The organism is Serratia sp. J2, assembly GCF_046269175.1.
Classification (GTDB): Bacteria; Pseudomonadota; Gammaproteobacteria; order Enterobacterales; family Enterobacteriaceae; genus Chania; species Chania fonticola_C.
In genome coordinates, this window is the sequence record NZ_JBKABN010000002.1 from 114634 (window position 1) to 141104 (window position 26471).

Consider the following 26471-nt stretch of genomic DNA (forward strand, 5'->3'; position numbering starts at 1 on the left):
ATTCATAAGCCGATGCTGTTATGACTGGCACTGGGTTATTTTGTGACACTCTGATAAGGAAATAACATGAGCGGACAGCAACAAAATATTACCTCCTCTGCTACAGAAATGGCTCCCGTTCGCTGGGGAGCCTACGTGGCGCTACTTTTTGCCATGGTATTCTTTTCCGGGCTTCTCGGCGGTAAAGAATGGTATGGCGTGTTTGATTTCACGACATTGAACGGGTCTTTCGGACGAGTCGTCAGTGGTGTGACTCAAAGCAACGAGGCATTAAACGTTTCCAACAGTACCTTTCGTGGTACCGGCGGTAATGGTGCCATGGATGGTTTTCTCTTCGCCTTCGGCCTGATACCTGCTGTCATGTTTGCCCTTGGCATGATCAATGTACTGGAGCACTACGGTGCGCTGAATGCAGCACGTAAACTGTTAACCCCACTGTTGCGCCCGTTGCTGGGACTACGTGGTAATACCGGTTTGGCAATGATCGGCAGCTTGCAGAGCACGGATGTTGGTGCCTCACTGACGCGCAAGCTGGCTGATGAGGCGCAGATTACTGAGAATGAAAAAGACGTTTTCACCATGTTTCAGTTTTCTGCAGGCGCAATGATCACCAACTTTTTCTCCTCCGGCGCCATTCTGTTCACTTTGGTTGCCGCTGACGGCACCCTGGCGGTTCCCGCCTCGATCGGCCTGTGCATCCTCGTCATGTTTTTTATGAAAATCGTTGGCGCGAATATTTTTCGTTTGTTGCTGAAAATGCGTCGTCAAGATAACGCATCTTCTGAAATCCATAAGGCATAGGGAGAGCACCATGAGCATGACGACTGAATCCAAACCCATGATCACCGATGTTTTTGTTGCTGGCGCGCGCAAAGGCTGGACCATTGCCACAACCAGTACCTTGCCCAATGTTCTGATGGCCTTTGTGGTGATCAAGGCGTTGACCATTACTGGCGCACTGGACGGGCTGGCTTTCATTTTTGCTCCCCTGATGCAGCTGTTCGGCTTGCCGGGCGAGGCGGCAGCGGTCCTGATCGGAGGCTGGATGTCAATGGGCGGTGGGATCGGTGTAGCCGTTAGCCTGTTCGATAGCGGGATCCTGACTGGAGAACATCTGGCTATCCTGGCACCGGCCATCTATCTGATGGGGTCCCAGATCCAGTATGCCGGACGCATCCTTGGGGTCATTGGCACCAACGCCAAACTGATCCCGTTGATGATAGCCATCTCGGTACTGAATGCCTTCGGTGCCATGTTGCTGATGCACATTTTTATCTAGAGGCACGGCGACCTGCGGGGCGAGTGCGGGATCGTACTCTCCCTCGATTTAATTTCAGTGCACGCGCAGCCTGCACAAAAGAACAGGGGAAACACCATGCAATTAGACGACTATCTGGCAGAGTTGGCCTCCTTGGTTAATGTGGACTGTGGTACCAATACGCTGGACGGAGTTGCCACCATTGCTGGCAATATGCATGAGAAATATCAGCAGCTCGGCTGGCACAGCGAAATTGTCGATCTTGGCGATAAAGTGGGGCCCGGCGTTTTTGCTGCCAACAAACCCAATAGTCCACACTTTGATGTGCTACTGGTAGGTCACCTGGATACGGTTTTCCCGGTAGGTACCGTAGCGACGCGCCCCATGAGCATCAAGGAGGATCGCGCCTATGGCCCCGGCGTGGCGGATATGAAGAGCGGGCTCCTTAATATTCTTTGGGCAATGCGGGAACTGTCTGCAGAGGCGAAAGAACGTCTCTCTATCGCGATTGCCATGAACCCTGATGAGGAGACGGGGTCGGTTTACTCACATGAATGGATTGGCGCACTGGCGAAACGCAGCCGCTGCGTGCTGGTGTGCGAGGCCGCCCGTGCGGATGGCTCACTGGTCAAGGCTCGCAAGGGAATGGCCCGCTACGAGCTGGAATTTCACGGCGTCGCCGCCCACGCCGGTAACGATCCTGATAATGGGCGTTCCGCAATCAATGAAATGGCCCACTGGATACTTCATCTTAATCAGTTTGCCAATGCGCAACTGGGGACGACCCTGAATGTTGGAGTGGTGAGTGGAGGTTCTGCAGCCAATGTAGTTGCGGACCACGCGCAAGCGATAGTGGATGTCCGCTTCTGGCAGAACGACGAATTTGAGCGTGTCGATCGGCTAATGCGAACCCCTACGCCTCACTGCTTTACTGCCGATGTTCGCCTCAATGTGACATTACAGGCTCATGTGCCCGCCATGTCACCCTCAGCAAAAACCGAACAGCTGATGGCGAAGGTGGAGTCTGCGGGTAGGTTGGAGAATATTGACGTTCGCTGGCAGGCCGTCGGTGGTGGTTCTGATGCCAACCATACCGCCGCGCTTGATATTCCCTCACTGGATGGTTTTGGCCCAATTGGGGCTGGCTTCCATAGCCCGGCAGAATATCTGGAGTTGTCCAGCATCGAACCCCGGGTGCGTCTTTTACGCCGGGTGATAGAAACGCTTTGATCGCTGTCAGAAAGCAAAAAACCCGCCATAGGCGGGTTCTTCTAAATGATGGTGCCCGGACTCGGAATCGAACATCATTTTATTCCTATGTTTTAAATGAAGAAAAATAACTACACTTTTGTTTTACCAACTAACCTTTACCAACAAATTGCGATGCAAGTCAATTTAAATCAATAGTTTACGGTAGTGAACGCCAGTGAACATTACTGAACATCAAACCGCATGAGACGTAAAGCTTACAGGCCAACATCGACACATCCGATACGGTAAGAAAAATAGCACTTTTTGCTAAATATTATAACCAATTGTTTTTAATTAACTTAGTTGTGATTTTAGATGCTGTTACCTCAAATGTCATGAAAAATCCAGAGATTTTTCGTAAATGTGGTTGATCGTCATAAGCGATATTCGAATAATACATTCCATCAAACGACGATGGAGAAATATATGACGCAGAAGAAAAAACTAATTCGCATTTCTGAAGTAATCGACCGGACTGGTTATGGTCGGACGTGGATTTATAACCTAATCAAAAATAATCGTTTTCCAACGCCTGTTAGAACCGGTGAAAGAACTATCGCCTTTGTAGAAAGTGAAATCGATGCTTGGATTGATGAAAAGATTTTTTCCTCACGGAATCAAGCTGCGTAAAAACACTCTCACCTACTATTTGTTAGCTTGAATATGATTACACTATTTTTAGTGTAAAATGTCTCAAAACCGCATACAGAGCGTTTTAAGGCTATATATGAAAAATATTATATGCTGTGAGTAAAGGCTGGATTTTATCCGGCCTTTTTTATTTATCCTTTTTTCTAATTAAACATGGTTTTTAAAATATTTTTCATTCTCTATTGACAGGTAATATATAGAGATCTATAAAAAATAAAGATACAAAAAAAGCCAGATATTAAATCTGACTTTTTAAGGACTAAAAAAGTTTTCGCTGACTTTTTTAAGTCTTGTAATCAGTTAAACAGGAACGTGATTACAAATATAATAAAGTATTAAATAATCTTTTCATATTTGTCAAATCTAAATCTCAACTTTTTACAAGTCTTTTAAATACCATTTCCAGAATCCTTTTTAATCCTCAAAAGCAATAACGTTAAAACCTGTTGTATCAGGTATAAGAATACGAAGGTCCCTCAAGTGATGGTGAATCTTATAGTTATTGCGACAACGGTTAACCGGGAGCGATGTTGTCAGCCTGAATCGCCTTACCTAAAATTTATAAAGCGTTATAGCTTCTTTAGTAAAACGAGAAGTGCTTAAAGGATCATGGTAAGGTTTGCGCGGGTCGTGGGGGGGAGTATCAGACTGGAAACGGTTTGAATACTTTTTGAGTAATCAAAGCGCAATGAGCATTCTTTATCCTTTCTCCATCTTCTTTAGCGATTTTCATTTTTCGCGTGGGGGGAGGGGGGGGAATGCTCCAAGAAAAACTATTTCCTCCTTCGGAGGAAAACTACTACGACTGAAAGTCGCCATCTAAAACCCAATGCCTTTAAATTAAATTATAAGTACAACTAGTACGAAATTTTTTAGATAAAATAAAGGAGGGAATTAGATATAAAAATATAAATAAGCAAGGTGCCATTTATTCATGGCACTAATAAAACATAAAGTAAAACTAGAACTAAAAAATATATAGGGCGAAGTCAGATAAAGTAAAATGTAAAACTAGATATTAGATATTAAAATATTTCCCGCGTCAGATAGCCTGTCACGTTATCCAACATCCAGAGATAAATCGTCAATAAAATGATCGATATAAAAGATCGATAAAACGATATTAATAGGTTTTAACAATCAAATGGCGCATTATCGATCGGTGATTAATTGGTTGTATCGATCGATTTAAGTATTGTGATAGGTGATGGCTATCATATGGTGCTTTTCGATCGGTACAAACGATATGACTGGGCATGAAAATAATTGAATTCTAGGACGTTTACAGGTCGATCGTAGATCTGTGCCATTGGTGAGGAAAAAATATGCGTAAGTTGATGTTAGCAGCAGGTCTTGCCGTCCTGCTTTCGGGTTGTGGTGATGATGGCATCTACGGCAACTATGTTAGTCCGCAGTATGGCGTCAAACTTGATATTAATAAAGACGTGATCAAGTTTCGCGATGGTGTTTTTACAGTTAAAAGCTGGGATGAAAGCCAAAAGCCTCTTTATATCGCCAAAACGCAAAACAAAGATCTCGGATCTTGGACTTTTAAAATAGAAAAAGTAAAAGACGGTGTCATTTATCAAGGCGCGATATTCAAAAAGGATTAGGAAATGGAAAAAAATATTATTCAGTGTCCTTACTGTCTAAAAGAAAGTCAGAAAGGAGTTCACGTATGCACTGGTTGCCAAGCTTCAGTTCTATACGGTTCCCCACCTAACTGGTGCATCCTTTTAGTCATATTCGGCACTTTTATTATGTCTATTTTGATCAGTATGATTGCTGGAATAGCGGCGGGGACTATAAGTTTACCGATAGTAGGCATTGTAGCTTTTATTGTCAGTAAAATGTCTTTTTCTGACAGGGTTTCTTTTAGAAGAAGAATGTAAAACACGCCTTCCAAGGTGATGGCTCGCAGTGCGAACCATCACCTATCTAAAGTTTATTTCCTTCATTGCGTCATCAAGTAATAAATCGGAACCCACTGACATAAAATCCGTCAGCGGGACCCCGCGATCTATTACTTGACGATTTGACCAAGCTGCAAATTTTACGCAAAGCTACCTATTACGCACAGCTACCAGAAAGACAATATATTATTTACCCTATCTTTTATTTGCATTTTATTCGGCGTGCAGTGTATTTATTTATGTAGCCGCTATATTGACAAACTTTTTAGATCGGTTATTTATTTAAATATAGGTTGAGTTCAGCTTTATTTTTGTTTTTCGGAAACTGAGGCAAGGTGTAATAGCGTATCCGCTATTTACCCAATCCTTCGGATTGCCCCCACGCGCTACGCTTGGAGGGTTGTTAAAAGATCTACCCTTCCGCCTGCACCCTATCAAGGGTTGGCGGCAAACCATAGTTTTACATTGGATATTATAAATATATATAGGAGTGTTTAATATGCATGAAGATTTTGAAAATTTCGATAGTAAGTTAGCTGTATATACGGATAAAGATTATTTCTTAGAAAGTAATGCTTTTTATTTCAATAATGAACAATATAAAAGAGCGTTAAAAATGTATTTTGATTTAAAATATATTTATGATGATGAGCACAAAGCTATTAATAAATTAACTGATATTTTATATCAAAGATGCTTTTTTTATATACAAGCAAACGCAGAGTTAGATGTTAATAGAGATAGTCTTTTTGATGTATATACGGAATATTTTGTAGAGCAAGTAATAATCAAGAGGATATATGATTTTATATGTAATAATGATACTGATGAACAATATGCTGAACTTACTTTTATTTATTCTGATTTATTCAATAAATACGGAGGGGAAATAATATGATGCTTGTATCTGTAGCAATGATGCTTCTTTGTATTCTTTTAGGTGCGTTCATGATTCGTAGTTGTATGGCTAAGACAAACTCTTCAAGCGAAGCAAAGCAAGCAATATCAGATGTTAGAAAAATGATAGATAAAAAAGAACTTATAAAATATAAGAGGAACAATAGAATATGATTGATGATGACATAGAGAAACAAATGAGCCAAAAAATGAAATTTGAGTTGTTAGCACGATTTTTTTACTACATTGAACAAGATAAAGATATATCTTTTTGTGAAACAAATAGTGATGAAAAAAGGTTGTGCTATTTTGTAGCTCATAGATATATACAAGAAAATAAAGCTGATGACCTTCTAAAATCGTTGATTGATGAAAATGATGAAGACTATATAAAAGCTATAAGAGATTATATGTTTACAGGTGGAAAATAAAATATGGATACAGACAGAAAAAGAGGTCGTATAGAATTAAATCACGAAGAACGCAGAGATATATCTATACAGTTTAGAGTAAACAAAGCAGAGTTTGAATATTTAAAATCATTAGTGGAAGCCTCTGGACTTGAAAGAGGCCATTACATACGAAGAGAAATATTAAAATCTGAACCTGTTGTAAGAAGAAAGATGCCAGAAATTAACCAGAAAACATATATACAGCTTTCAGCTATTGGTAATAATATAAATCAATCAACTAAAAAACTAAATGGCAATGAGTATTTTGATAAAAATGAAGTTGATAAACTTATGTTTAATATAAAGCAAGTTAGTAGAAGAATATTAGAGATAAACAAGGATCTAAATTATGAAGGGATACGTAGCTAAATCAGGTAAATCATTTAAAAATAGAGTTGATTATATATTAAAGGATGATCACAGTTTTATTTGTAGCAATATGTCAGCAGATAACAATAACGTTAGTGATTTAACTGATGAGTTTAAAACTGTAAGCAGCTTTAGACAAGATATAAAAAAACCAGTGTTTCACGCTTTTTTATCTCTTCCCAAAAATGAACATTTAACAGATGAACAATGGCAAGAGATAGCAAAAGACTATTTGAAAGAAATGAATATCGATATAGACAAACATCAATATATTTGTGTGCGTCATAAAGATACAGATCAAGACCATATTCATATAGTAGCCAACCGCATTGGTTTAGACGGTTCAGTCTGGCACGGTCAGCACTCAGCATTTAATACAATAGCAGCTTGTGAACGCTTAGAAGTAAAGCACGACTTAACTATTACAAAAGGTTTACAAGGCCAAAAATCAGACGTATCAGCACCAACCAAAGCAGAGATCGAGCAAGCCTTGAGGGTAGGTGAGAAACCAGCCCGTTTAGTGCTACAGAACTCACTACAAGCGGCTTTAGTCGGTAAGCCTGATTTGTCCACGTTCGTAGAACGTCTGCAGGCTGTAGGCATTGAGCCGGCCTTTAACGTTGCAAGCACTGGCAACGTCGCCGGAGTGTCGTTTGGTATCAAAAATAATAAAAAAAATATTTATTTCAAAGGCTCACAGTTGGGGAAAAAATTTAGCTGGAACACTATTAAAACGAAGGTGAAATATGACAAAAATAGAGATGATGAACTCGTTAGAAGATTCGCAGCAAGAAAAACAGATGACGAAAATAGTATTGGACGATCACTTATTGAATCAGATTTCAATGACAGTAGAACCTCTGACGGAATCAATGATGATATTATCGGAGTCGGTCAGTACGGCATTAAACCAGACACAACAGACACTAACCAGAGTGAACAACTCATTAGAGGCAACAACAACCGCTTTAAACTCAGCGAAAAATATAATAGACCAACAGGCCCAAAAGTTAGAAGAACAACACAAAAAGCTGCACAAGTACTCAACAGAGTTAAAAGACAATACAATAAAGAACCAATCAAGCCTTATAATCAAGGTGGCTTCAATAGTGGGAGTTCTAAATTTAGCAGCGGTTCTATTGGTAGGATACTTGATCATGCAGAAACAGCCAACGCAGCCACAAATAAATTTAGACTCAAGAGCGGTAGCCGTTTCAATAGTAGAGCAACTAAGATCGAAGAAATAAGAGAACGTTTGGGTATTAAAAAACCAGTTATTCAGCCAAAGAATAAAGAAAAAATAGTTAAAGAAGAAATAAAGAAAAAGCCATCTCATTTAGCTGAAAATGAAAATAGATTTAAATCAAAACTCAAAGCAAGAGTGAAAAGTGAAATATTAAAATCAATACAGCAAGATGATGATCAAAATTTGAAACATAGAACGGTAAAGATAAAATAAAAGAGGCGTGAGGCCTCTTTTATATATTATCACCTCTAAGCTATATAATCTCTAAGGGTAGTTGATGCGTACTATCATTTTCTTGATGGTTTGTTTTTTTCGATAGTTTGCTTTTGACTACTTCAGCAACGACTTGAGCTAATTTACAAGGTACCGCATTGCCTATTTGGCTAAATACTTTTGATTGAGGACCAACGAAAATATAATCATCTGGGAATGTTTGTAGTATGATTGCTTCATCAATCGTCAATCTTCTTAATCTTTTGGGAGCATCTCCATATTCCGCTTTTTTTGTACCTTCCATTAAAGCTTTGTGATGTTCTTCAACCCAGCTTGGCATATCGTCATATAAATGCCCTTCATCAATTATGGGCGTTCTGTTTCCACCCATACTTGCAGGCAGTGTGCTTGACCATGCATCAGGATTTAGAGGTCTGCCCTGACCATTAAAAAGCATACCAGCATATGGGGACTTTCTCAGCACAGGTTTTTCGGCAAGAGTAATTTTTGCCTTGGTAATTCTTGAGTTTTTTTCACTGCCTGCGGGGCCAAGATGTATTATAGCTTCACGTAAAGATATGGCTTTCTCTTTTTTGTGTTCGAAGTCAGTGTATGTTATTTGTTTATTTTTACCAAATATACCTATAATAAAAACACGTTCTCTGGATTGAGGGACACCAAAATCTTTTGCGTTAAGGATTACCATTGAAAGTGTATATCCTAATGCTGACATTCTTCTAAATATCTCTTCTCTAATCCCCTTGAATTTTTCTAATGCTCCTAAAGCTTTGACATTTTCCATTATAAACGCTTTAGGCATGACTCGTTCAATGACGTCACAATATGAGAACACCAGTTTTGAGCGTGGATCATTCGGATCCATTCTGCCAGCAACTGAAAAACCTTGGCACGGTGGCCCTCCGATTACTAAATCGACACCTTTATGTGTGCCTATCGCATCAAGATTTTTTTCTATATCTCCTTCATAAAGAACGGTTTCTTTATGATTTTCTCTATAGGTTTTGCAAGCGTAGGGATCTAGCTCATTAGCCGCAACAATTTCAAAACCTGCGTTTTGGACGCCAACATCCATACCACCCGCACCACAAAAGAGAGATACTGCCTTCATAAAACCTCTTCAAAATATGTGAATTTCGAATATTTTGTTTGTTATAGCATAATTTATTGATTATGAATACTAAAAAATCTATCCACAGCCCGGTTTATAGCGAGTTAATAGACAGGCTTGCTGAAGAGCGTAAGCGCCTTGGTCTATCTCAATTGGAGGTAGCGATTGCGCTTAATCTTACTCAGGCTGATATATCCAAAGTAGAACATAAAGAGCGCCGCTTAGACGTTTTAGAATTAAAGAAAATGTTGGAAGTTTATAGAATATCTGAAAATAAAAAACTCCGTGAAATAATAATCAATTTTTTCGTTATGGATAAAAAATGAATGTTCAAACAAGAAATGATAAAGCCAAACAGTTTATTTTAGATCAACTATCAACTGTAGCTCAACTAAATGAAAGTGATTTTGAAGATTTACCTGATTTCCAAAGAATTAAATCTATCACTCAAGATTTAATTTATGTTAAAGCTATGGGGTTTAGAGGAATTGTTGCTACTGCTTTAACAGGCAAATTTCTTGATGATAACTATGATTATTTGAATGATTTCTATAAATGTAATCCACGATCTATCTTTGAAAATGGAATATTTTACGCATTTCAGGAAATGAAAATACCCTGTGGGAAATCAGATCCATTAAATGTAGCAAAAAATAATAATGTTTTAGACGAAAATTGGGCTAAGGGGAGAAGACCTCAGAAAACTGCGATGGCTGCAGTTGATTTATTAAGAATTATTAGCAGTGAAGATGATGATGCTATTCGGCAAAAAATTGTCAATTATTTCTTTTTCCGTTTGTTATCTTATTCACAAGAGTGTGGTTCAGTAGTTATTCATACTCTTAATGAAACTTTCCTTTCAAATCAGATCGTTGCTTCAAAGTTAATTAGCTTTACCCTTAATTATCCTGAGTCTGGAACTATACCGCAGTTTGTTATTTCGAAAATATTATCTTCCCTATATAGCCAGTCATCTATTAATGTTATTGGCGGAGATGAAAGTGTTTTTGGAACTAATACTACATCGAAAAAGCCTGCTGATATATGGCTAGAAAAAGAAGGTGTAATATTAAATCTCTACGAAATAACTGTTAAAAAAATCGATTACAAAAGATTGGACGATAGTATTCAGTCCCTTGCTGATACAGACTCTCTGGAGAAATCCATTATATTCATATGCCGACTACCGGATGATATAAATACTTTGAACGGGTATCAAGAAGGTGTTCTAACGTACAAAAATAAATCATTCAATTTTGTGGATATATCAGAGTTTATTAAAAGCACTGTAGCTTTATTATCTCCCCTCCAAATTGAACTTCTTCTGTCCGAAATAGAAGCATTTGTTGGCTCATATTTAAGGCCTGTTAAGACTAAAAATGGATGGAATGAAATATTCGCCATTTGATATCATGAAAAGAGGCGTGAAGCCTCTTTTTTGTGTCTGTAGTCAGAGCGTTGATCTGGCAAAATCAAACGGCATAATATGCCTTTCTTTGTTTGCGTCCAAATAATCAGCCCACCATTGAATCATCAAACGACGCTGCGTAATATGCTTCGCTTTATGAGTATAAGCAGCACGGACATTGTTTTGTTCTTTATGGCTCATTTGTCTTTCAATTGCGTCTTCAGTCCATATACCTGACTCAACAAGAGAACTACAAGCCATTGTTCGGAAGCCATGACCACAAATATCTTTTTGGGTGTCATAACCCATTAATCGTAAGGCTTTATTAACTGTATTTTCACTCATTGGTTTACGGTAATCATTGCAACCAATAAAAATTAATCCTTGCCCATCAGACATATCATAACTGATTTCTTTCAGTTCTTTTAATATTTCGATGGCTTGCCGACATAAAGGGACGTAATGCGGTATACGCATTTTAGAACCACGCTCAGAAAATTTTACATCCTTGATTTCTTCACGATTGGGCGGAATGATCCAAAGTTGATTTTCAAAATCTATTTCAGGCCAGCGAGCGAAGCGTAGTTCACTTGAACGAATGAATACAAGTATAGTTAGCTTTAAAGCTAATACAGTGAGTTTGCGGCCTTTATAAGCATTTATGCGACTTAATAGATCGGGTATTTGCTCAAGTTCAAGAGCGGGATAATGAGTCCGCTTAGGCGAGATTAATGTGCCACCGAGTTCATTCGCTGGGTTTTGAGCAATCATATCTTCTTGAACAGCATAACGCATGATAGCGGTAATACGCTGTTTCAGACGTGAAGCTGTTTCATGCTGGCCTTTGGCCTCAATTTTACGCAGAGGAAGAAGCAGATCGCGGGTGGTTAGCTTCGTAATATCTTTTGAGCCAATAGCTGGGAAAAGATGATTGATGAGGCTGTTCAGAATCCGTTCACTGTGTTGAGGTATCCACCGCTCACTAACAGACATTTTTTTGTGCCAATCTCGCGCTACAGCTTCAAACGTAAAATCTCCACGCTCTTCAGCTTTTACAGCCTTTTTTTGTTGAAGTGGGTCGATACCACTGGCTAACAGAGATTTCATCTCCAAGAGGCTTATACGAGCTTCTGCGAGTGATACAGCAGGATAGGTGCCAATTGAGTAGACTTTTTGCTTACCATCGAAACGATAAGCAGCCTGCCAATACTTTGACCCATTCGGATGCACAAGCAGATACAGCCCTTTGCCATCAGAGATTTTGGTCGGTTTATCAGAAGGCTTGGCGTTTTTTACTGCAATATCAGTTAAGCGCATGGCGGGCCTCCAGTAGTTCAAATGTTGGTAAAAAACTCATCGAACTGAGTTTACCAACTTTTTTACCAACAAAAAGTGGTGGCTGCCAGTGTATTTTAATGAACAGTAGTGAACATGAAGAACGGGATAACATGTTGACTTTATAAAGCAAAACGGACGCCAAAAGGCGTCCGTCTCTGAATGGTTGGTGCCCGGACTCGGAATCGAACCAAGGACACGGGGATTTTCAATCCCCTGCTCTACCGACTGAGCTATCCGGGCAACGGGGCGCATTAAACCGTATTTGGCCCTGTGTCGTCAATGGGTTTCTGTCACAAAGCCGAGCGATTGCTCTAATTTCAAGCAAGGGCAGGGCTACCTTCCTGCGCCAGCATTCTCCCTTCTCCCCCAAAACGCCCGACACCAGAGATCGAAAAACTCACCCCAACAATGTTTACCCTTGCCTATTCCCTAATCAAGTTAATGTTAGTGATAAGTACAACATGTTACATATATGTATTTTAAGGCTATTGTCATTTTTAAATGTGATCGATGTAACTTTAATAACATATTATCTGTGTTATGTTTCGATAATAACATCATTAGTTCCCGGCAAACGCCAGGGTACAAGGCTCGGCAACGGAACGTAAAAGTTCACAGATAATTTTGGGGAAAAGATGAAATATATCATAGGGATAGCGTGTATCGTTACTATCTGTATTTTGGCGCTTTTAGTGAGCAACGATCGCAAAAACATTCGCTATCGTCCGATTTTCGTCATGCTGGCCTGCCAGTTTTTGATGACCGCACTGCTGCTAAAGACCGACGTAGGCAATAAAGTGATTGGCGTGATCGCCGGGGTATTTGGCAATTTGCTCTCCTATGCCAACGAAGGGGTTAACTTCGTCTTTGGTGGTTTGGTGAATCACGGCGAGATCTCTTTCTTCCTGTCCGTTTTGCTGCCCATCGTATTTATCTCCGCGCTGATCGGTATCCTGCAGCACTGGCGCATCCTGGGCTTTATCATCAAGTACATCGGCCTGGCGCTGAGCAAAGTCAACGGCATGGGGCGCTTAGAGTCCTATAACGCGGTGGCTTCGGCGATCCTCGGTCAGTCTGAAGTGTTCATCTCGGTGAAAAAACAGCTCGGCCTGCTGCCGGAGCATCGCCTGTATACGTTGTGTACCTCTGCCATGTCGACGGTCTCCATGGCGATTGTGGGCGCTTACATGGTGATGCTTGATCCGCGCTACGTGGTGACTGCCTTGGTGCTGAACCTGTTTGGTGGCTTTATCATGGCGTCGCTGATCAACCCTTATCAGGTCAAGCCTGAGGAAGACATTCTGGATGTCGTTGAAGGGGAGAAGCAGAGCTTCTTCGAAGTCCTGAGCGAATACATCCTCGATGGCTTCAAGGTAGCGATTATCGTTGGTGCGATGCTGATCGGCTTTATTGCGCTGATCACTATGGCTAACGCGCTATTCACCGCTGCATTTGGCATTTCCTTCCAAGGGGTATTGGGTTATGTGTTCTCACCACTGGCTTTCCTGGTGGGGGTGCCGTGGCACGAAGCGGTGCAGGCCGGTGGCCTGATGGCAACCAAGATCGTCAGCAACGAATTTGTTGCCATGCTCAACCTGTCACAGGGTGATTACAACTTCTCTGAACGTACCATGGCGATTATCTCGGTGTTCCTGGTGTCGTTCGCCAACTTCTCCTCTATCGGCATTATCGTCGGTGCCATCAAGGCGTTGGACTCCAAGCAAGGTAATGTCGCAGCCCGCTTTGGCCTGAAGCTGCTTTACGGCTCCACGCTGGTCAGCTTCCTGAACGCCGCCGTCGTAGGTTTCTTCTTTTAATTAGCTCAAGGCCACATCAAGAGGTTGTGGCCTGCTATCGCTATAACAATAAGGAATATGTGATGAAAATGACTTCTCCCCTCAAGCTATCGTTAGTGGCCCTGTTGGTTGCAGGCGCTGCGCATGCCGCAACGGTGGATCTCCGTATCATGGAAACCACCGACGTTCACGGCAACATGATGGATTATGACTATTACAAAGATAAAGCCACCGCTCAGTACGGTTTGGTGAGAGCGGCCACCTTGATTGATGCTGCCCGCGCAGAAGCGACCAACAGCGTGCTGGTCGATAACGGCGATATCATCCAGGGTAGCCCGATGGCGGACTATGCCGCTGCCAACCTGAAGAAGGGCGATGTGCATCCGGTTTATCAGGCGATGAACACCCTCGATTATGCAGTCGGCAGCCTGGGCAACCACGAGTTCAACTACGGGCTGGATTACCTGAAAATGGCGATTAGCGGGGCCAAATTCCCGTACATCAACGCCAACGTCTATGACGCCAAGACCAACAAGCCTTATTTCAAACAGTACCTGATCGTGGACACGCCGGTAAAAGATACCGAGGGTAAAGAGCATAAGCTGCGCATCGGTTATATCGGCTTCGTACCGCCACAGATTGTGCTGTGGGACAAGGACAAGCTGTCGGGCAAGGTGGTCGCCAAAGATATTACCGAAACTGCCAGGGAACTGGTGCCACAGATGCGTAAAGAAGGGGCGGATATCGTGATTGCTATCGCCCACTCCGGCATCTCTGCCGATCCTTACAAGGCGCTGGCAGAAAATTCGGTCTACTACCTCACGCAGGTTCCAGGCATCGATGCCATTACCTTTGGCCACTCTCACGGTATTTTCCCAAGCAAGGATTTCGCCGCTATTCCTGGGGTAGATCTTGAAAAGGGTACGGTTAATGGCGTACCCGCAGTCATGCCGGGCCACTGGGCGGATAACCTGGGGGTGATCGACCTGGTGCTGGAAGGGGAAACCAATAAGTGGAAGGTGGTCTCCAGCCGTGCAGAAGCCCGCCCAATTTTTGATAAGAAGAATGACAAATCGCTGGTCGAGGCCAAGGCTACGCTGGTGAAAACGCTGGAGCAGGCGCATAACGACACCCGTGAATTTGTTAACAAGCCGATTGGCACCATTGCCGAAGACACCAATACCTATCTGTCATTAGTGCAGGACTCCTCGGCCATCCAGATCATCCGTGCGGCGCAGAAAGCCTACGTTGAACACTTTATTCAGGGCGATCCGGATCTGGCTGATATCCCAGTTCTTTCTGCTGCGGCACCGTTCAAGGCGGGTGGCAGGAAGAACGACCCGGCGGCCTTCGTTGATATGCGTAAAGGGCCTCTGAGCTTCCGTAACGCGGCCGATCTTTACCAGTATTCCAACACGCTGGCGGCAGTGAAAGTGAAAGGCAGCGATCTGAAAGAGTGGTTGGAGTGCTCTGCGGGCATGTACAACCAGATCGACGTGAAAAGCGATAAGCCACAGTCACTGCTCAACTGGAACGGTTTCCGGGCCTACAACTTCGATATGTTTGACGATCTGAGCTATCAGATCGACGTGACCCAGCCTGCGCGTTATGACGTGGATTGCAACGTGATCAATCCACAGGCCCAGCGTATCAAGTCGCTGACCTATAAAGGTAAGCCGGTGGTAGCAGACGCGCCATTCCTGGTTGCCGTGAACAATTACCGGGCATTTACCGGCAAATTCGCCGGCACGGGTGAAAAAAATATCGTTATCTCCTCGCCGGATGAAGTGCGCACTATCGTGGCCAACTACATCTCCGAGCAGACCAAACAGCATGGCGCATATAAGCCAGAGGTAAAAAACAACTGGCGGATCGCGCAAATTACTGCGGATAAGCCGTTGGATATCCGCATCGAGACCTCACCAAGCCAGAATGCGGCTGATTACATCAAACAGTCCGCACAGCATCCAATGACGCTGGTAGGAAAAGACGATATCGGTTTTGCCGTTTACAAGATCGACTTACAGAAATAAAGATCCGGGGAATGACAATGAGAATGGTTGATATCATCGCCAAAAAGCGCGATGGAAAAGAGCTGACTACGCAAGAGATCGAGTTTTTTGTTAACGGCTACACCCGGGGAGATATTCCGGATTACCAGGCCAGTGCGCTGGCGATGGCGATCTTCTTCCAGGATATGAATGACCGTGAGCGTGCCGATCTGACGATGTCGATGGTGAACTCCGGTGACGTAATCGATCTCTCGGCGATCGAAGGCGTCAAGGTAGACAAGCACTCCACCGGCGGCGTGGGTGATACCACCACGTTGGTGCTGGCACCGCTGGTAGCGGCGCTGGATATCCCGGTGGCGAAGATGTCTGGCCGTGGCCTGGGGCATACCGGCGGCACTATCGATAAGCTGGAAGCGGTGGCCGGTTTCCATGTGGAAATCTCCAGCAAACAGTTTATCGAGCTGGTGAACCGCGACAAGGTGGCGGTGATTGGCCAGACCGGTAACCTGACCCCGGCGGATAAGAAGCTGTATGCGCTGCGTGATGTGACCGGTACGGTGAACTCCATTCCGCTGATCGCCGGTTCGATCATGAGCAAGAAGATTGCGGCGGGTGCCGATGCCATCGTGTTGGACGTGAAAACCGGTGCCGGTGCGTTTATGAAAACCACTGAAGATGCCGTCGAGTTGGCCACGGCGATGGTGCGCATTGGTAACCACGTGGGCCGTAATACCATGGCGGTGATCTCCGATATGTCGCAGCCCTTGGGCTACGCCATCGGTAATGCGCTGGAAGTGAAGGAAGCCATCGATACGCTGCGTGGCGAAGGCCCGGAAGATCTGACCGAACTGGTCATGCAGTTGGGTAGCCAAATGGTCGTGCTGGCGAAGAAGGCCGATTCGTTACCGGCTGCGCGCGCCATGCTGCAAGAGGTGATCGATAACGGCAAGGCGTTGGCCAAGTTCCGTGACTTCCTGGCCAACCAGGGCGGCGATGCTTCAATGGTGGATCATCCAGAGAAGCTGCCGCAGGCTAAATACCTGATTGAGGTTCCGGCCAAGCAGGCGGGTGTGGTAGCCAATATTGTGGCCGATGAAATCGGCGTGGCAGCCATGTTGCTCGGTGCCGGTCGTGCCACCAAGGAAGATGACATCGATCTGGCCGTGGGCCTGATGATGCATAAAAAAGTCGGCGATCGGGTCGCCATCGGTGACTCACTGGTGACGATCCATGCCAACCGCCCGGATGTGGCGAACGTCATGGCGAAAATCTATGACAGCATCACCCTTGCCGATAAGGCGCAAGCACCAAAACTGATCCATACCATTATTACAGAATAATAATATTAGCCGTGTTTCACCCTGGTTGCGGGGTGAAACATTTCCAACATTATCTAGAAATCATTTAATTAAAATAGTTCTGGGTGAGTAGATAGAAAACGGGATTTTTCTATGTATCAAATCAATAAATTTAAAATAAAAAAGCCTCTTGCATTGTTTGCACTGATGTTCTCTTTACCCCTCAGTGCAGAGGAAATAAAGGCAAGCGATCATCTCTTCTCAAGTTTTATTAATGATAGCCACGCAGATCTTTCTTTCCGTAACGTGTTTAAAAATTTAAGCACCGAGGATTATGGGGAACGCTCCATCCAAACGGCCTGGGGGCAGGGGATCACGCTTGATTATCAGTCCGGCTATTTTGCAGATATGTTGGGAGTAGACGCTTCTTATTATGGCGTGATTAAGCTGGCCGCCAGCGATGATTTCTGGGGCCGTAGCGTGTTGTATAACGACAACGGCCAGGCGAAAGGTTTCAACAAGATGGGTCAGCTCTACCTGAAAGGGCGTTTGGGTGATGATGACACCTATCTGCACCTTTATTCCGGTTGGCAGCAGATTAAAAAATGGGGCGCACTCAATAACTCCACGCGCGCTATTCCAAGTACCTATCTGGGCTTGCGTGGTGAAGCGGCTACCGGGCCAGTACGGGTACGCGGTGCCTACGTGACCCGTTATAGCGACAGGGATTCTCCGGATAAGATCCATTTCCTCACTGCGGATAAAAAGGAGATCAGCAGCATTGCGACCGGTGAATTGAGCTATAGCGATCACGGCTATAGCGCACTCTATTTCCTGGGTGAAAGCCATAACTATATGCAACGCCACGGGGTGGAACTGGGGTGGCAACCGGCGTCCTGGGCGGAAAATCGCATCAAGCTTGCCAGCCAGCTGTATTACAACCATGGTCTGCAAGATTGGACCCGCATGTCCACCCGCCACAAGACGTTCGATGATGATGCCTACCATTATGCGATGTACGCCGAATGGCGCGCCGAGCGTTGGAAGCACAAGGTTGGGGCTTCATACACCCGTGCCTCACTCGATAATGGCAACGGGTTAGGGCGCTTTGAGTGGCACCTGGCCAAGCACAGCCGTGGCACCTTTAACTCCATGGCCGACAGTTGGGGTAACGACTATGTGGGCGATAAGGAAAAGATGCTGGCCTGGACCTTCGGCTATGCCGTTACGCCAGAAGTTGAGCTGGGGATGGTCACCAACTATGGCTGGGGGATGAAGTACCGAGGCCATAGCATTGAGCGTGGTGAAACCCTGGTTTACTCCCGCTGGACGCCGTCACAGCCTGCACTGAAAAACCTGGCAGTGCAGCTGTCCGGTGGCCCATCCTGGAACTACCAGAGCCAGAGCAACCAGCCGAAGCTGACCTCGGATGGCAAGCCGATGCGCGCTCAGAACCACTCGATCGAACTGCAGGTGGATTACAAGTTCAACCTGTTCTAATCAACGCCTGCCTGGCCGTGTGGGGAAACCCACACGGTATCAATAAATAATTATGCATTAATAGTAACTATTAACCGGCTTGAACCCTCGAAAAAAACGTGTAATCATTGCGCGAATTCCCCACTTCATCACAGAGGAGTACAGGCATGACGGGTTTAACCACCTCAGCGCAGCTGCGCTCCAGACGTCTGATGATGCCATCACTCCATTTATCCTTAACGCCATTTATGCGAACACCGCTGCCCCTTATGCGGTAAAGCTAGCCAATGCTCGCTGTTAGGCATGATTAAAAATAGAGCTGCGGCTCTGATTTTACTGATGTCTATCGGACGCTGCCGATCCCAGTCCCCGATAGTTGTCTGATGCCTACCCGCATCGGCCGGTCATGGTTGCGCCTTGGCTCATCACTTTGCCGGGATAACCAGGGTTATCTCATTATGTGCCCAGTGGCACACCCTCATCCTTAACCGTTTGAGACTCAGCATGATGAAAGAATTGAAGATAGCAACCAGCGCCAGCCTGGTAGCCAGCATTGAAACCCTGCGCGAAATTGTGCGCGTGGGGCAGACTGACTATACCGATGTGGCGGCGGCCGTGGTCTCCGTTAGCGATGTGGATGCCGGTATTCTGGCAACGCTTAAAGCGACCGGCTTTGAGATCCCGACGTTTGTAGCCGTTGAGGGGGATGAACAGCTTTCTCCGGATCACCTGCCGTTGATTACTGGCGTATTTGCCTTGGCTGCAGCGACCAAAGCGTTTTACATGGCGCAGTTGGAGGCCGCCGCCGATGCCTACGAGCAGGCGCTGTTACCGCCGTTCTTCAAAACGCTGAAAACCTACGTGGAAATGGAGAACTCAACCTTTGCCTGCCCGGGCCATCAGGGCGGCGAGTTTTTCCGCAAACACCCGGCAGGGCGCAAGTTTTTCGAGTTTTACGGCGAAACGATTTTCCGTTCGGACATGTGCAACGCCGATGTGAAGCTGGGCGATCTGCTGATCCACGAAGGCTCGGCCAAGGATGCGCAAAAACACGCGGCGAAAGTGTTCAACGCCGATAAAACCTACTTCGTGCTGAACGGCACTTCGGCATCCAATAAAGTGGTGACCAACGCGCTGCTGACGCGTGGCGATCTGGTGCTGTTCGATCGCAATAACCATAAATCCAATCACCACGGCGCGTTGATCCAGGCTGGGGCGACGCCGGTGTATCTCGAAACCGCGCGTAACCCGTTTGGTTTTATCGGCGGCATCGATTCCCAATGCTTTGATGAAGCTTACCTGCGCGAGCAAATCCGCCATGTAGCCCCGGAAAAGGCCAATGCGACACGGCCTTTCCGCCTGGCGATCATTCAGCTCGGCACCTATGACGGCACGATTTATAACGCCCGTCAGGTGATCGATACCATCGGCCATCTGTGCGATTACATCCTGTTTGATTCGGCCTGGGTGGGGTATGAAGGCTTTATCCCGATGCTGAAGGAGTGCTCGCCGTTGCTGCTGGAATTGGATGAGCACGATCCGGGTATTTTCGTCACGCAATCGGTGCATAAGCAGCAGGCCGGGTTCTCGCAGACTTCGCAGATCCACAAGAAAGACGATCACATTAAAGGCCAGAAGCGCCACTGCAACCATAAGCATCTCAACAATGCGTTTATGCTGCATGCCTCAACCAGCCCGTTTTATCCGCTGTTTGCCGCGCTGGACGTCAACGCCAAGATGCATGCCGGTGCCGCTGGCCGCCGCATGTGGATGGAGTGCGTCAAGCTGGGGATCGACACGCGTAAACAACTGTTGGCACGCTGCTCGCAGCTGCGGCCCTTTATTCCACCGCAGGTGGCAGGCAAGAACTGGCAGGACTACGATACTGACCTGATCGCCAACGACGCACGCTTCTTCAACTTTGTACCGGGTGAGCAATGGCACGGCTTTGCCGGTTATGCGCAGGGGCAGTATCTGGTCGATCCTTGCAAGTTGCTGCTGACCACGCCGGGGATTGATGCGGCCACCGGTCAGTACACCGAGTTCGGTATCCCGGCCACCATTCTGGCCAACTTCCTGCGTGAGAACGGCATCGTGCCGGAGAAGTGCGATCTCAACTCGATCCTGTTCCTGCTCACCCCGGCGGAGAACCCGGCGAAAATGGATCATCTGGTGGATATGCTGGTGCAGTTCGAGCGTTACGTCGAGGCAGATGCGCCACTGAGTGAGGTCTTGCCGACGGTTTATCGCAAGAATCAGCAGCGTTATGCAGGCTACACCCTTCGTCAACTTTGCCAGGAGATGCACGATTTGTACGTCAGCTTCGACGTGAAGCAGTTGCAAAAAGAGATGTTCCGTCAGGATCATTTCCCGCCGGTGATGATGAATCCGCAGGATGCCAACGTCGAGTTTATCCGTGACAACGTTGAGCTGGTGCCGATCGCCCAGGCAGCAGGGCGCATCGCGGCGGAAGGTGCCTTACCTTATCCACCGGGCGTGTTGTGCGTGGTGCCAGGCGAAGTGTGGGGCGGTGCGGTACAGCGTTACTTCCTGGCACTGGAGGAGGGCATCAACCGCTTACCTGGCTTCTCACCGGAGCTGCAGGGCGTGTATATCGAGAAGAAAGATCACGGCTGGAAACGGATTTTTGGCTATATGATTAAGCAATGAAGCCCGTTATTTGGCCCCAGTTCGGCGTTCGCCATTGCACCGTACCCAGGTGTGGACGTTAATCTGTAACAAGGTGATGTTGAGGATGAATGCCGTAGCTAAGATCTAGCACGGTCGGTCCCCACAAGGAGAGGGAGTTGACTTGGTGTTGTCATCAAGTGCCGCGATCAATCTATTTCACCGAAAAAAGAAAGCTGGTTAGTACCGTGGTTAGGTAAGTTTCTGCAACTGATAGCGAACTCGGTCGGTCCCCTCTCCCTGTGGGAGAGGGTTAGGGTGAGGGGAAACATGTCTCCCCCCAGCCCCGTATTTTCCCACCAACGATTACTTCCGCCGGTAGTTTTTCTGCGCGTTGTTCACCTTCACCAGATAACGGCGCGATTCACCCGCCGGATGCTTGGTGGTCAGAGTCTGATAAATATCACCAGGCTGCATGCTGTTGATGATGGTTACCGCCTTCGCTTTGTCACTATTGAACACCCGCAACACGCTACCAGCCCCTCCGTTGTATGCGGTGATCACCGCATAACGGCGTGAGGTCGGGTTCTGAATGCCGCCCAGGTAGTTGTTCTGCAAGATCGCCAGATAGGCAGTACCGGTATCGATGTTGTTCTCCGGATCAAACAGGTAGCTGCGGCTTGGTGTGCCCCATTTACCTTTGCTCTGGAACACGTCTTTACCGGCGGTATGCTGCACCACCTGCATCAGGCCCAGCGCGTCGGAACCGCTTACCGCATACGGGTTAAAGCTGGATTCGGTCTGCATAATTGCCAGGATCAACGACTCTTCGACGCCGTATTTCTCAGACGCCTGGCGAACCATCGGCAGATATTTGTGTGCACGTTTATCCAGGTGGTTAGGCACCAACTGCATAGTCACAGAGTAGATCACGTGCAGGCCCGAGGTGCGCCTTTTTAGCTTGTTTTGCAGCAGGTAGTCGGCGAAGTGTGCCGCCCGCCATTCCCAGCGGATGGGTTGGCCCTTGTTATCCAGCACCTGGCCATACAGGAACGGCTCTTTGCTGATCTGGATATCATTGGCGTCGGAATAGAGGTCGATCGAGCCTGGATCGTCACCCATCAACAGGGTGCTGATCACCGCCTGGCGCAGATGAGCAGCAGGATCGGTGGTGGCGATGGTTTCGATAGTGATGGTGCCCGAATCAAAGTTGATGTGGCTACGGGTCTGATATTGATCGGTATATTTGACGTAGTCCTTTGGCCCGGCAATCAGAACTTCGCTCAGTCCCCAGATGTTCTCGATATTGTGGGCAAATTGGCCCATCAAAATATCAAAGGCGTTGGTGTCTTTGACATAGGCTTCACTGACCACGTCGTTTTTTTTGCCAGAACAGGAGATCAGCAAAGGCGCTATCACTAGCAAAGCTAACATTTTCTTCATCTTGTTAAAGCCGTATACGCGAAGAATTAAACAGGGGGAAAGGGCCAGCGCCTGGCCCGGAAAATCTTATTCGCTCGGTGGCGTATAGCCTTCGATGTGGACCTCATGCCCTTCGAACAGGAAGCGGACCATCTCTTGTTCCAGCAGTTTGCGGTCATCCACGTTCATCATGTTGAGCTTTTTCTCGTTGATCAGCATGGTCTGCTTCTTCATCCATTCTCCCCAGGCTTCCTTGGAGATTTCGTTGTAGATGCGCTTGCCGACTTCCCCTGGATAGAGCTGAAAGTCTTGCCCATCGGCGTCACGCTGCAGGAAGGTACAAAAAATGGTTCTGCTCATGCTAATTCCTCGTCAATGGCGCTGTTGCCAAATAAACCGGGTTGGGTCGGGGACTGTTTGGCCAACTGCTGTAGCAGGCGCTCAACCGGCGCGGCCAGCCCGACCGAAGGGGGCTGCGTTAAGTTATACCAGAGACCGGAACCTGCATCCATGGCGCTACCCGCTTTGTCGATGTTCAGCCACATAGGCACAATATCCAGATGGAAATGGCTGAAGGTGTGGCGGAAGGCGGTCATTTGCTCTAAACGGCTACCTTGCAGGCCGCGCTGTTGCAGCCAGAGTTCAAGATCGATCCGCGCGCTAAACTGTGGGAAGCAGAATAGTCCGCCCCACAGGCCAGTTCCTGGGCGCTGTTCCAGCCAGACGCCATCACCCTGTTGCAGCATCAGGAAGTAGGCGGTTTTTTCCGGCAGGGTTTGCTTGGGTTTTTTGCCTGGGTAGTTGGCCCAACTGCTGTTGCCATTGGCGATGCAGCCGATATTGAGCGGGCATAGCTCACATTTGGGTTTGCTACGGGTGCAGACCATCGCTCCCAGATCCATCATCGCCTGATTGAACTGGCCAACCCCTTTTGCCGGCGTGACCTCTTCGCTGATCTCCCACAGGCGATTTTCCACCTCTTTCTTGCCCGGCCAGCCAGCTATGGCATAGCAACGGGCCAGTACGCGCTTGACGTTGCCGTCTAGGATCGGGTAGTGCTGCCCCTGGGACAGAGAGAGAATGGCGCCAGCAGTTGAACGGCCTACGCCAGGCAGCGCGACAATTTCTTCAAAGGTTGTCGGGAACTCACCGCCGTGCTGTGCGACAATGGTCTGCGCCGCTTTATGCAGGTTTCTGGCGCGGGCATAATAGCCAAGCCCGGTCCACAGATGCAGGACTTCATCCTGCGGCGCTTCGGCCAAGGCTCGCACGTTCGGAAAGCGTGCCATAAAGCGCTGAAAATAAGGAATAACGGTGGCAACCTGAGTTTGTTGCAGCATCACCTCAGAGAGCCATACTTGATAAGGCGTTTTATCGAGTTGCCACGGCAGCGTTTTGCGGCCATAGCGTTGGTACCAGTCAAGCACTACGTGCGAGAACTGTTGTGCTTGCATCATGAGCGAGTTCGCTATCCGGCAGATAAATAATGATGCGCGATTGCAGCATAGAGTGATGGTGCTGTAAACCGGAACTTTCCGCAGTAGCACATCCGGTATGATGATGAACGCTTGCTAAAGCAAGGTATCTTTGCATAATGCGCGTTCCCCTAATTGGCAGCCAAATAGACAGAAAGCACTATGATTAATGACGTCATCTCCCCAGAATTTGATGAGAACGGCCGCGCGATGCGCCGTATCCGCAGTTTTGTTCGCCGCCAGGGGCGGTTGACCAAAGGCCAGCAGCAGGCGCTGGACAACTATTGGCCGGTGATGGGCGTGGAATATCAGGCTGAACCTGTCGATATCGCCGCGCTGTTTGGCCGTGAAGCGCCAACCGTGCTGGAGATTGGTTTTGGCATGGGGGCTTCGCTGGTCACCATGGCGGGCAATAACCCGCAGCAGAATTTCCTGGGGATCGAGGTCCATTCGCCGGGCGTGGGTGCCTGTCTGGCCGATGCCCATGAGGCGGAGTTGGCCAACCTGCGGGTGATGTGCCACGATGCGGTAGAAGTCTTGCAGAATATGATCCCGGACGCTTCACTGGATATGGTGCAGCTGTTCTTCCCGGATCCGTGGCACAAGGCGCGCCACAACAAACGCCGCATCGTACAGACGCCGTTTGTTGAGCTGGTGCAGCGCAAATTAAAAGTCGGTGGCGTATTCCATATGGCCACCGACTGGCAACCCTATGCGGAACACATGCTGGAAGTCATGAGCAGCAGCGCGGGTTACCGTAATCTCTCCGAGAGCAATGATTACGTACCGCGTCCGGACTCGCGTCCGCTGACAAAATTTGAATTACGTGGCCAGCGTCTGGGACATGGCGTTTGGGATTTGATGTTTGAGAGGATGGAATAATGGCTAAGAACCGTAGTCGTCGTTTACGTAAAAAGTTGCATATCGAAGAGTTTCAGGAACTGGGCTTCTCCGTCGCCTGGCGTTTTGCCGAAGGGACCGCCGTTGAAGATATCGACAGCACCCTGGACGCGTTTATCGATGAAGTGATCGAGCCGAACGGCCTGGCGTTTGACGGTAGTGGCTACCTGCAGTGGGAAGGTTTGATCTGCCTGCAGAAGATTGGTCATTGCACCGAAGAACACCGTGAGCTGATCAAAAACTGGCTGGAAGCACGTAAGCTGAATGATGTGAAAACCAGCGATCTGTTCGACATCTGGTGGGATTGATCCCGTCCGATTAGCATTGCCGAAGGTGCCTTAATGGCACCTTTGTTTTATCTGGTGTCCTTTCTGGAGTAGTGAGCGCGGTGGTAACAACATTAGATAACGCGTTGCTGGAGGAGATCCTGCAACAGGTACGCCCGTTGATTGGGCAAGGCAAGGTTGCAGACTATATTCCCGCGCTGGCGGAAGTTGCTGCCGATCGGCTGGCGATCGCCGTCTGTACCGTTGACGGCGAGCTGTTTCAGGCCGGGGACGCGACGGAGCGCTTTTCGATCCAGTCGATCTCCAAGGTATTGAGCCTGACGCTGGCGCTAACGCGTTATCAGGAAGGTGAAATCTGGCAGCGGGTGGGGAAAGAGCCCTCTGGCCTGCCGTTTAATTCGTTGCTGCAGTTGGAGATGGAACAGGGCAAACCGCGCAACCCGTTTATCAACCCTGGAGCACTGGTAGTATGCGATATGCTGCAAACCCGGCTGAGTGCTCCCAAGCAGCGGATGTTGGAAGTGGTGCGCCAACTGGCAGGCGTTGATGATCTGTCGTATGACATTCGCGTGGCGCGTTCCGAATTTGAGCATTCCGATCGCAATGCCGCCATCGCCTATCTGATGAAGTCGTTCGGTAACTTCGACAATGACGTGCTGACCGTGCTGCAAACCTATTTTCACTACTGCGCGTTACGGATGAGCTGCGTTGAGCTGGCACGCAGCTTTGTCTACCTGGCTAACCAGGGCCGGACGCTTGATGGTGAAGAGGTGATCAGCCCCTTGCAGGCCCGGCAAATTAACGCCCTGATGATGACCAGCGGTATGTATGATGGCGCTGGCGAATTTGCCTATCGGGTTGGCATGCCGGGCAAGTCGGGAGTGGGCGGCGGGATTATCGCCATCGTCCCTGATGAACTGTCGATTGTCGTCTGGTCGCCGGAGCTGGATGCATCCGGTAACTCATTGGCGGGAACTGCTGCACTAGAACTGTTGTCTCAACGCATTAGCCGTTCGATTTTTTAACTCCATCGCACATGCGGTTGGAAG

The 26471-nt window shown here is 47.0% G+C and carries 26 protein-coding genes and 1 tRNA gene; 21 read left to right on the forward strand and 6 right to left on the reverse strand.

The genetic code is table 11. The features are described from left to right. Positions 1 to 66 precede the first annotated feature (66 nt). The 11 genes from ACKWMY_RS02440 to ACKWMY_RS02490 all read left to right on the forward strand — a co-directional run bounded on the left by ACKWMY_RS02440 (position 67) and on the right by ACKWMY_RS02490 (position 8250). Positions 67 to 801, forward strand: a complete 735-nt coding sequence (locus ACKWMY_RS02440; RefSeq protein WP_409485833.1) for a nucleoside recognition domain-containing protein — start codon at positions 67 to 69, stop codon at positions 799 to 801. 16 nt (positions 802 to 817) lie between these two features. After that, entirely contained in the window at positions 818 to 1279 is a 462-nt protein-coding gene (locus ACKWMY_RS02445; RefSeq protein WP_037434993.1) for a YjiG family protein, read from the forward strand. Between the two features lie 96 nt (positions 1280 to 1375). Further along, on the forward strand, positions 1376 to 2488 hold the full coding sequence (locus tag ACKWMY_RS02450) for a M20 family metallopeptidase (protein WP_409485834.1): 1113 nt from the start codon (positions 1376 to 1378) through the stop codon (positions 2486 to 2488). 447 nt (positions 2489 to 2935) lie between these two features. Beyond that, positions 2936 to 3139: a helix-turn-helix transcriptional regulator gene (locus tag ACKWMY_RS02455; RefSeq protein ID WP_072055860.1), complete on the forward strand. Its 204-nt coding sequence runs from the start codon at positions 2936 to 2938 to the stop codon at positions 3137 to 3139. A gap of 1346 nt (positions 3140 to 4485) precedes the next feature. Further along, complete coding sequence (locus ACKWMY_RS02460) at positions 4486 to 4773, forward strand: hypothetical protein (protein WP_046687808.1); 288 nt, start codon at positions 4486 to 4488, stop codon at positions 4771 to 4773. 3 nt (positions 4774 to 4776) lie between these two features. Further along, positions 4777 to 5052: a hypothetical protein gene (locus ACKWMY_RS02465; protein ID WP_072055859.1), complete on the forward strand. Its 276-nt coding sequence runs from the start codon at positions 4777 to 4779 to the stop codon at positions 5050 to 5052. 520 nt (positions 5053 to 5572) lie between these two features. After that, positions 5573 to 5971 (forward strand): hypothetical protein, encoded by a 399-nt coding sequence (locus ACKWMY_RS02470; protein ID WP_409485835.1) that lies wholly within the window; start codon positions 5573 to 5575, stop codon positions 5969 to 5971. Next, positions 5968 to 6144, forward strand: a complete 177-nt coding sequence (locus ACKWMY_RS02475) for a hypothetical protein (protein WP_167337854.1) — start codon at positions 5968 to 5970, stop codon at positions 6142 to 6144. Before ACKWMY_RS02470 ends, ACKWMY_RS02475 begins: the two co-directional genes overlap by 4 nt. Next, a complete protein-coding gene (locus tag ACKWMY_RS02480) occupies positions 6141 to 6401 on the forward strand; it encodes a hypothetical protein (protein ID WP_046687806.1) in 261 nt (86 codons plus the stop codon). Before ACKWMY_RS02475 ends, ACKWMY_RS02480 begins: the two co-directional genes overlap by 4 nt. 3 nt (positions 6402 to 6404) lie before the next feature. Next, entirely contained in the window at positions 6405 to 6791 is a 387-nt protein-coding gene (locus tag ACKWMY_RS02485; protein ID WP_409485836.1) for a plasmid mobilization protein, read from the forward strand. After that, positions 6772 to 8250 (forward strand): relaxase/mobilization nuclease domain-containing protein, encoded by a 1479-nt coding sequence (locus ACKWMY_RS02490; protein ID WP_409485837.1) that lies wholly within the window; start codon positions 6772 to 6774, stop codon positions 8248 to 8250. The genes ACKWMY_RS02485 and ACKWMY_RS02490 overlap by 20 nt, the downstream gene beginning before the upstream one ends. A gap of 40 nt (positions 8251 to 8290) precedes the next feature. On the opposite strand, the gene ACKWMY_RS02495 is transcribed toward ACKWMY_RS02490, so the two are convergent. Continuing rightward, complete coding sequence (locus ACKWMY_RS02495) at positions 8291 to 9379, reverse strand: DNA cytosine methyltransferase (RefSeq protein ID WP_032428372.1); 1089 nt, start codon at positions 9377 to 9379, stop codon at positions 8291 to 8293. A gap of 62 nt (positions 9380 to 9441) precedes the next feature. Between ACKWMY_RS02495 and ACKWMY_RS02500 the strand changes: the two genes are divergently transcribed. Further along, complete coding sequence (locus ACKWMY_RS02500; RefSeq protein WP_032428371.1) at positions 9442 to 9705, forward strand: helix-turn-helix domain-containing protein; 264 nt, start codon at positions 9442 to 9444, stop codon at positions 9703 to 9705. Next, complete coding sequence (locus ACKWMY_RS02505; RefSeq protein WP_072055856.1) at positions 9702 to 10787, forward strand: hypothetical protein; 1086 nt, start codon at positions 9702 to 9704, stop codon at positions 10785 to 10787. Before ACKWMY_RS02500 ends, ACKWMY_RS02505 begins: the two co-directional genes overlap by 4 nt. Positions 10788 to 10829: 42 nt before the next feature. Here the strand turns inward: ACKWMY_RS02505 and ACKWMY_RS02510 are convergent, their stop codons facing one another. Next, positions 10830 to 12104: a tyrosine-type recombinase/integrase gene (locus tag ACKWMY_RS02510; RefSeq protein WP_409485838.1), complete on the reverse strand. Its 1275-nt coding sequence runs from the start codon at positions 12102 to 12104 to the stop codon at positions 10830 to 10832. A 185-nt stretch (positions 12105 to 12289) separates the two neighbouring features. Continuing rightward, positions 12290 to 12365: transfer RNA gene (locus ACKWMY_RS02515), tRNA-Phe, on the reverse strand. Positions 12366 to 12760: 395 nt separating this feature from the next. Here ACKWMY_RS02515 and ACKWMY_RS02520 point away from each other — a divergent pair. The 5 genes from ACKWMY_RS02520 to speF all read left to right on the forward strand — a co-directional run bounded on the left by ACKWMY_RS02520 (position 12761) and on the right by speF (position 21380). Further along, entirely contained in the window at positions 12761 to 13942 is a 1182-nt protein-coding gene (locus ACKWMY_RS02520) for a NupC/NupG family nucleoside CNT transporter (RefSeq protein ID WP_409485839.1), read from the forward strand. 68 nt (positions 13943 to 14010) lie between these two features. Beyond that, positions 14011 to 15954, forward strand: a complete 1944-nt coding sequence (locus ACKWMY_RS02525; RefSeq protein WP_409485897.1) for a bifunctional 2',3'-cyclic-nucleotide 2'-phosphodiesterase/3'-nucleotidase — start codon at positions 14011 to 14013, stop codon at positions 15952 to 15954. A gap of 17 nt (positions 15955 to 15971) precedes the next feature. Further along, positions 15972 to 17273, forward strand: a complete 1302-nt coding sequence (locus tag ACKWMY_RS02530; RefSeq protein WP_024528372.1) for a pyrimidine-nucleoside phosphorylase — start codon at positions 15972 to 15974, stop codon at positions 17271 to 17273. Between the two features lie 165 nt (positions 17274 to 17438). Then, positions 17439 to 18731: an OprD family outer membrane porin gene (locus tag ACKWMY_RS02535; RefSeq protein WP_409485898.1), complete on the forward strand. Its 1293-nt coding sequence runs from the start codon at positions 17439 to 17441 to the stop codon at positions 18729 to 18731. 486 nt (positions 18732 to 19217) lie between these two features. Then, positions 19218 to 21380, forward strand: coding sequence for an ornithine decarboxylase SpeF (speF, locus tag ACKWMY_RS02540; RefSeq protein ID WP_211135965.1), 2163 nt, complete (start codon positions 19218 to 19220; stop codon positions 21378 to 21380). Positions 21381 to 21704: 324 nt separating this feature from the next. On the opposite strand, the gene mltC is transcribed toward speF, so the two are convergent. The 3 genes from mltC to mutY form a co-directional block, all read right to left on the reverse strand. Beyond that, positions 21705 to 22781, reverse strand: a complete 1077-nt coding sequence (gene mltC, locus ACKWMY_RS02545; protein ID WP_021806301.1) for a membrane-bound lytic murein transglycosylase MltC — start codon at positions 22779 to 22781, stop codon at positions 21705 to 21707. Between the two features lie 66 nt (positions 22782 to 22847). After that, positions 22848 to 23120 carry an oxidative damage protection protein gene (locus tag ACKWMY_RS02550; RefSeq protein ID WP_024484083.1) on the reverse strand — a complete coding sequence of 91 codons (273 nt, stop codon included), beginning with the start codon at positions 23118 to 23120 and terminating at the stop codon, positions 22848 to 22850. Then, positions 23117 to 24217, reverse strand: a complete 1101-nt coding sequence (gene mutY / locus ACKWMY_RS02555; protein WP_024528369.1) for an A/G-specific adenine glycosylase — start codon at positions 24215 to 24217, stop codon at positions 23117 to 23119. Before mutY ends, ACKWMY_RS02550 begins: the two co-directional genes overlap by 4 nt. Before the next feature lie 180 nt (positions 24218 to 24397). On the opposite strand from mutY, the gene trmB reads away from it, so the two are divergent. The 3 genes from trmB (at position 24398) to glsB (ending at position 26447) form a co-directional block, all read left to right on the forward strand. Beyond that, positions 24398 to 25117 (forward strand): tRNA (guanosine(46)-N7)-methyltransferase TrmB, encoded by a 720-nt coding sequence (gene trmB / locus ACKWMY_RS02560; protein ID WP_021806299.1) that lies wholly within the window; start codon positions 24398 to 24400, stop codon positions 25115 to 25117. Next, positions 25117 to 25443, forward strand: a complete 327-nt coding sequence (locus ACKWMY_RS02565; RefSeq protein WP_024528368.1) for a YggL family protein — start codon at positions 25117 to 25119, stop codon at positions 25441 to 25443. Before trmB ends, ACKWMY_RS02565 begins: the two co-directional genes overlap by 1 nt. Before the next feature lie 80 nt (positions 25444 to 25523). Continuing rightward, positions 25524 to 26447, forward strand: coding sequence for a glutaminase B (gene glsB, locus ACKWMY_RS02570; protein ID WP_024528367.1), 924 nt, complete (start codon positions 25524 to 25526; stop codon positions 26445 to 26447). The last annotated feature ends 24 nt before the right edge of the window (positions 26448 to 26471 follow it).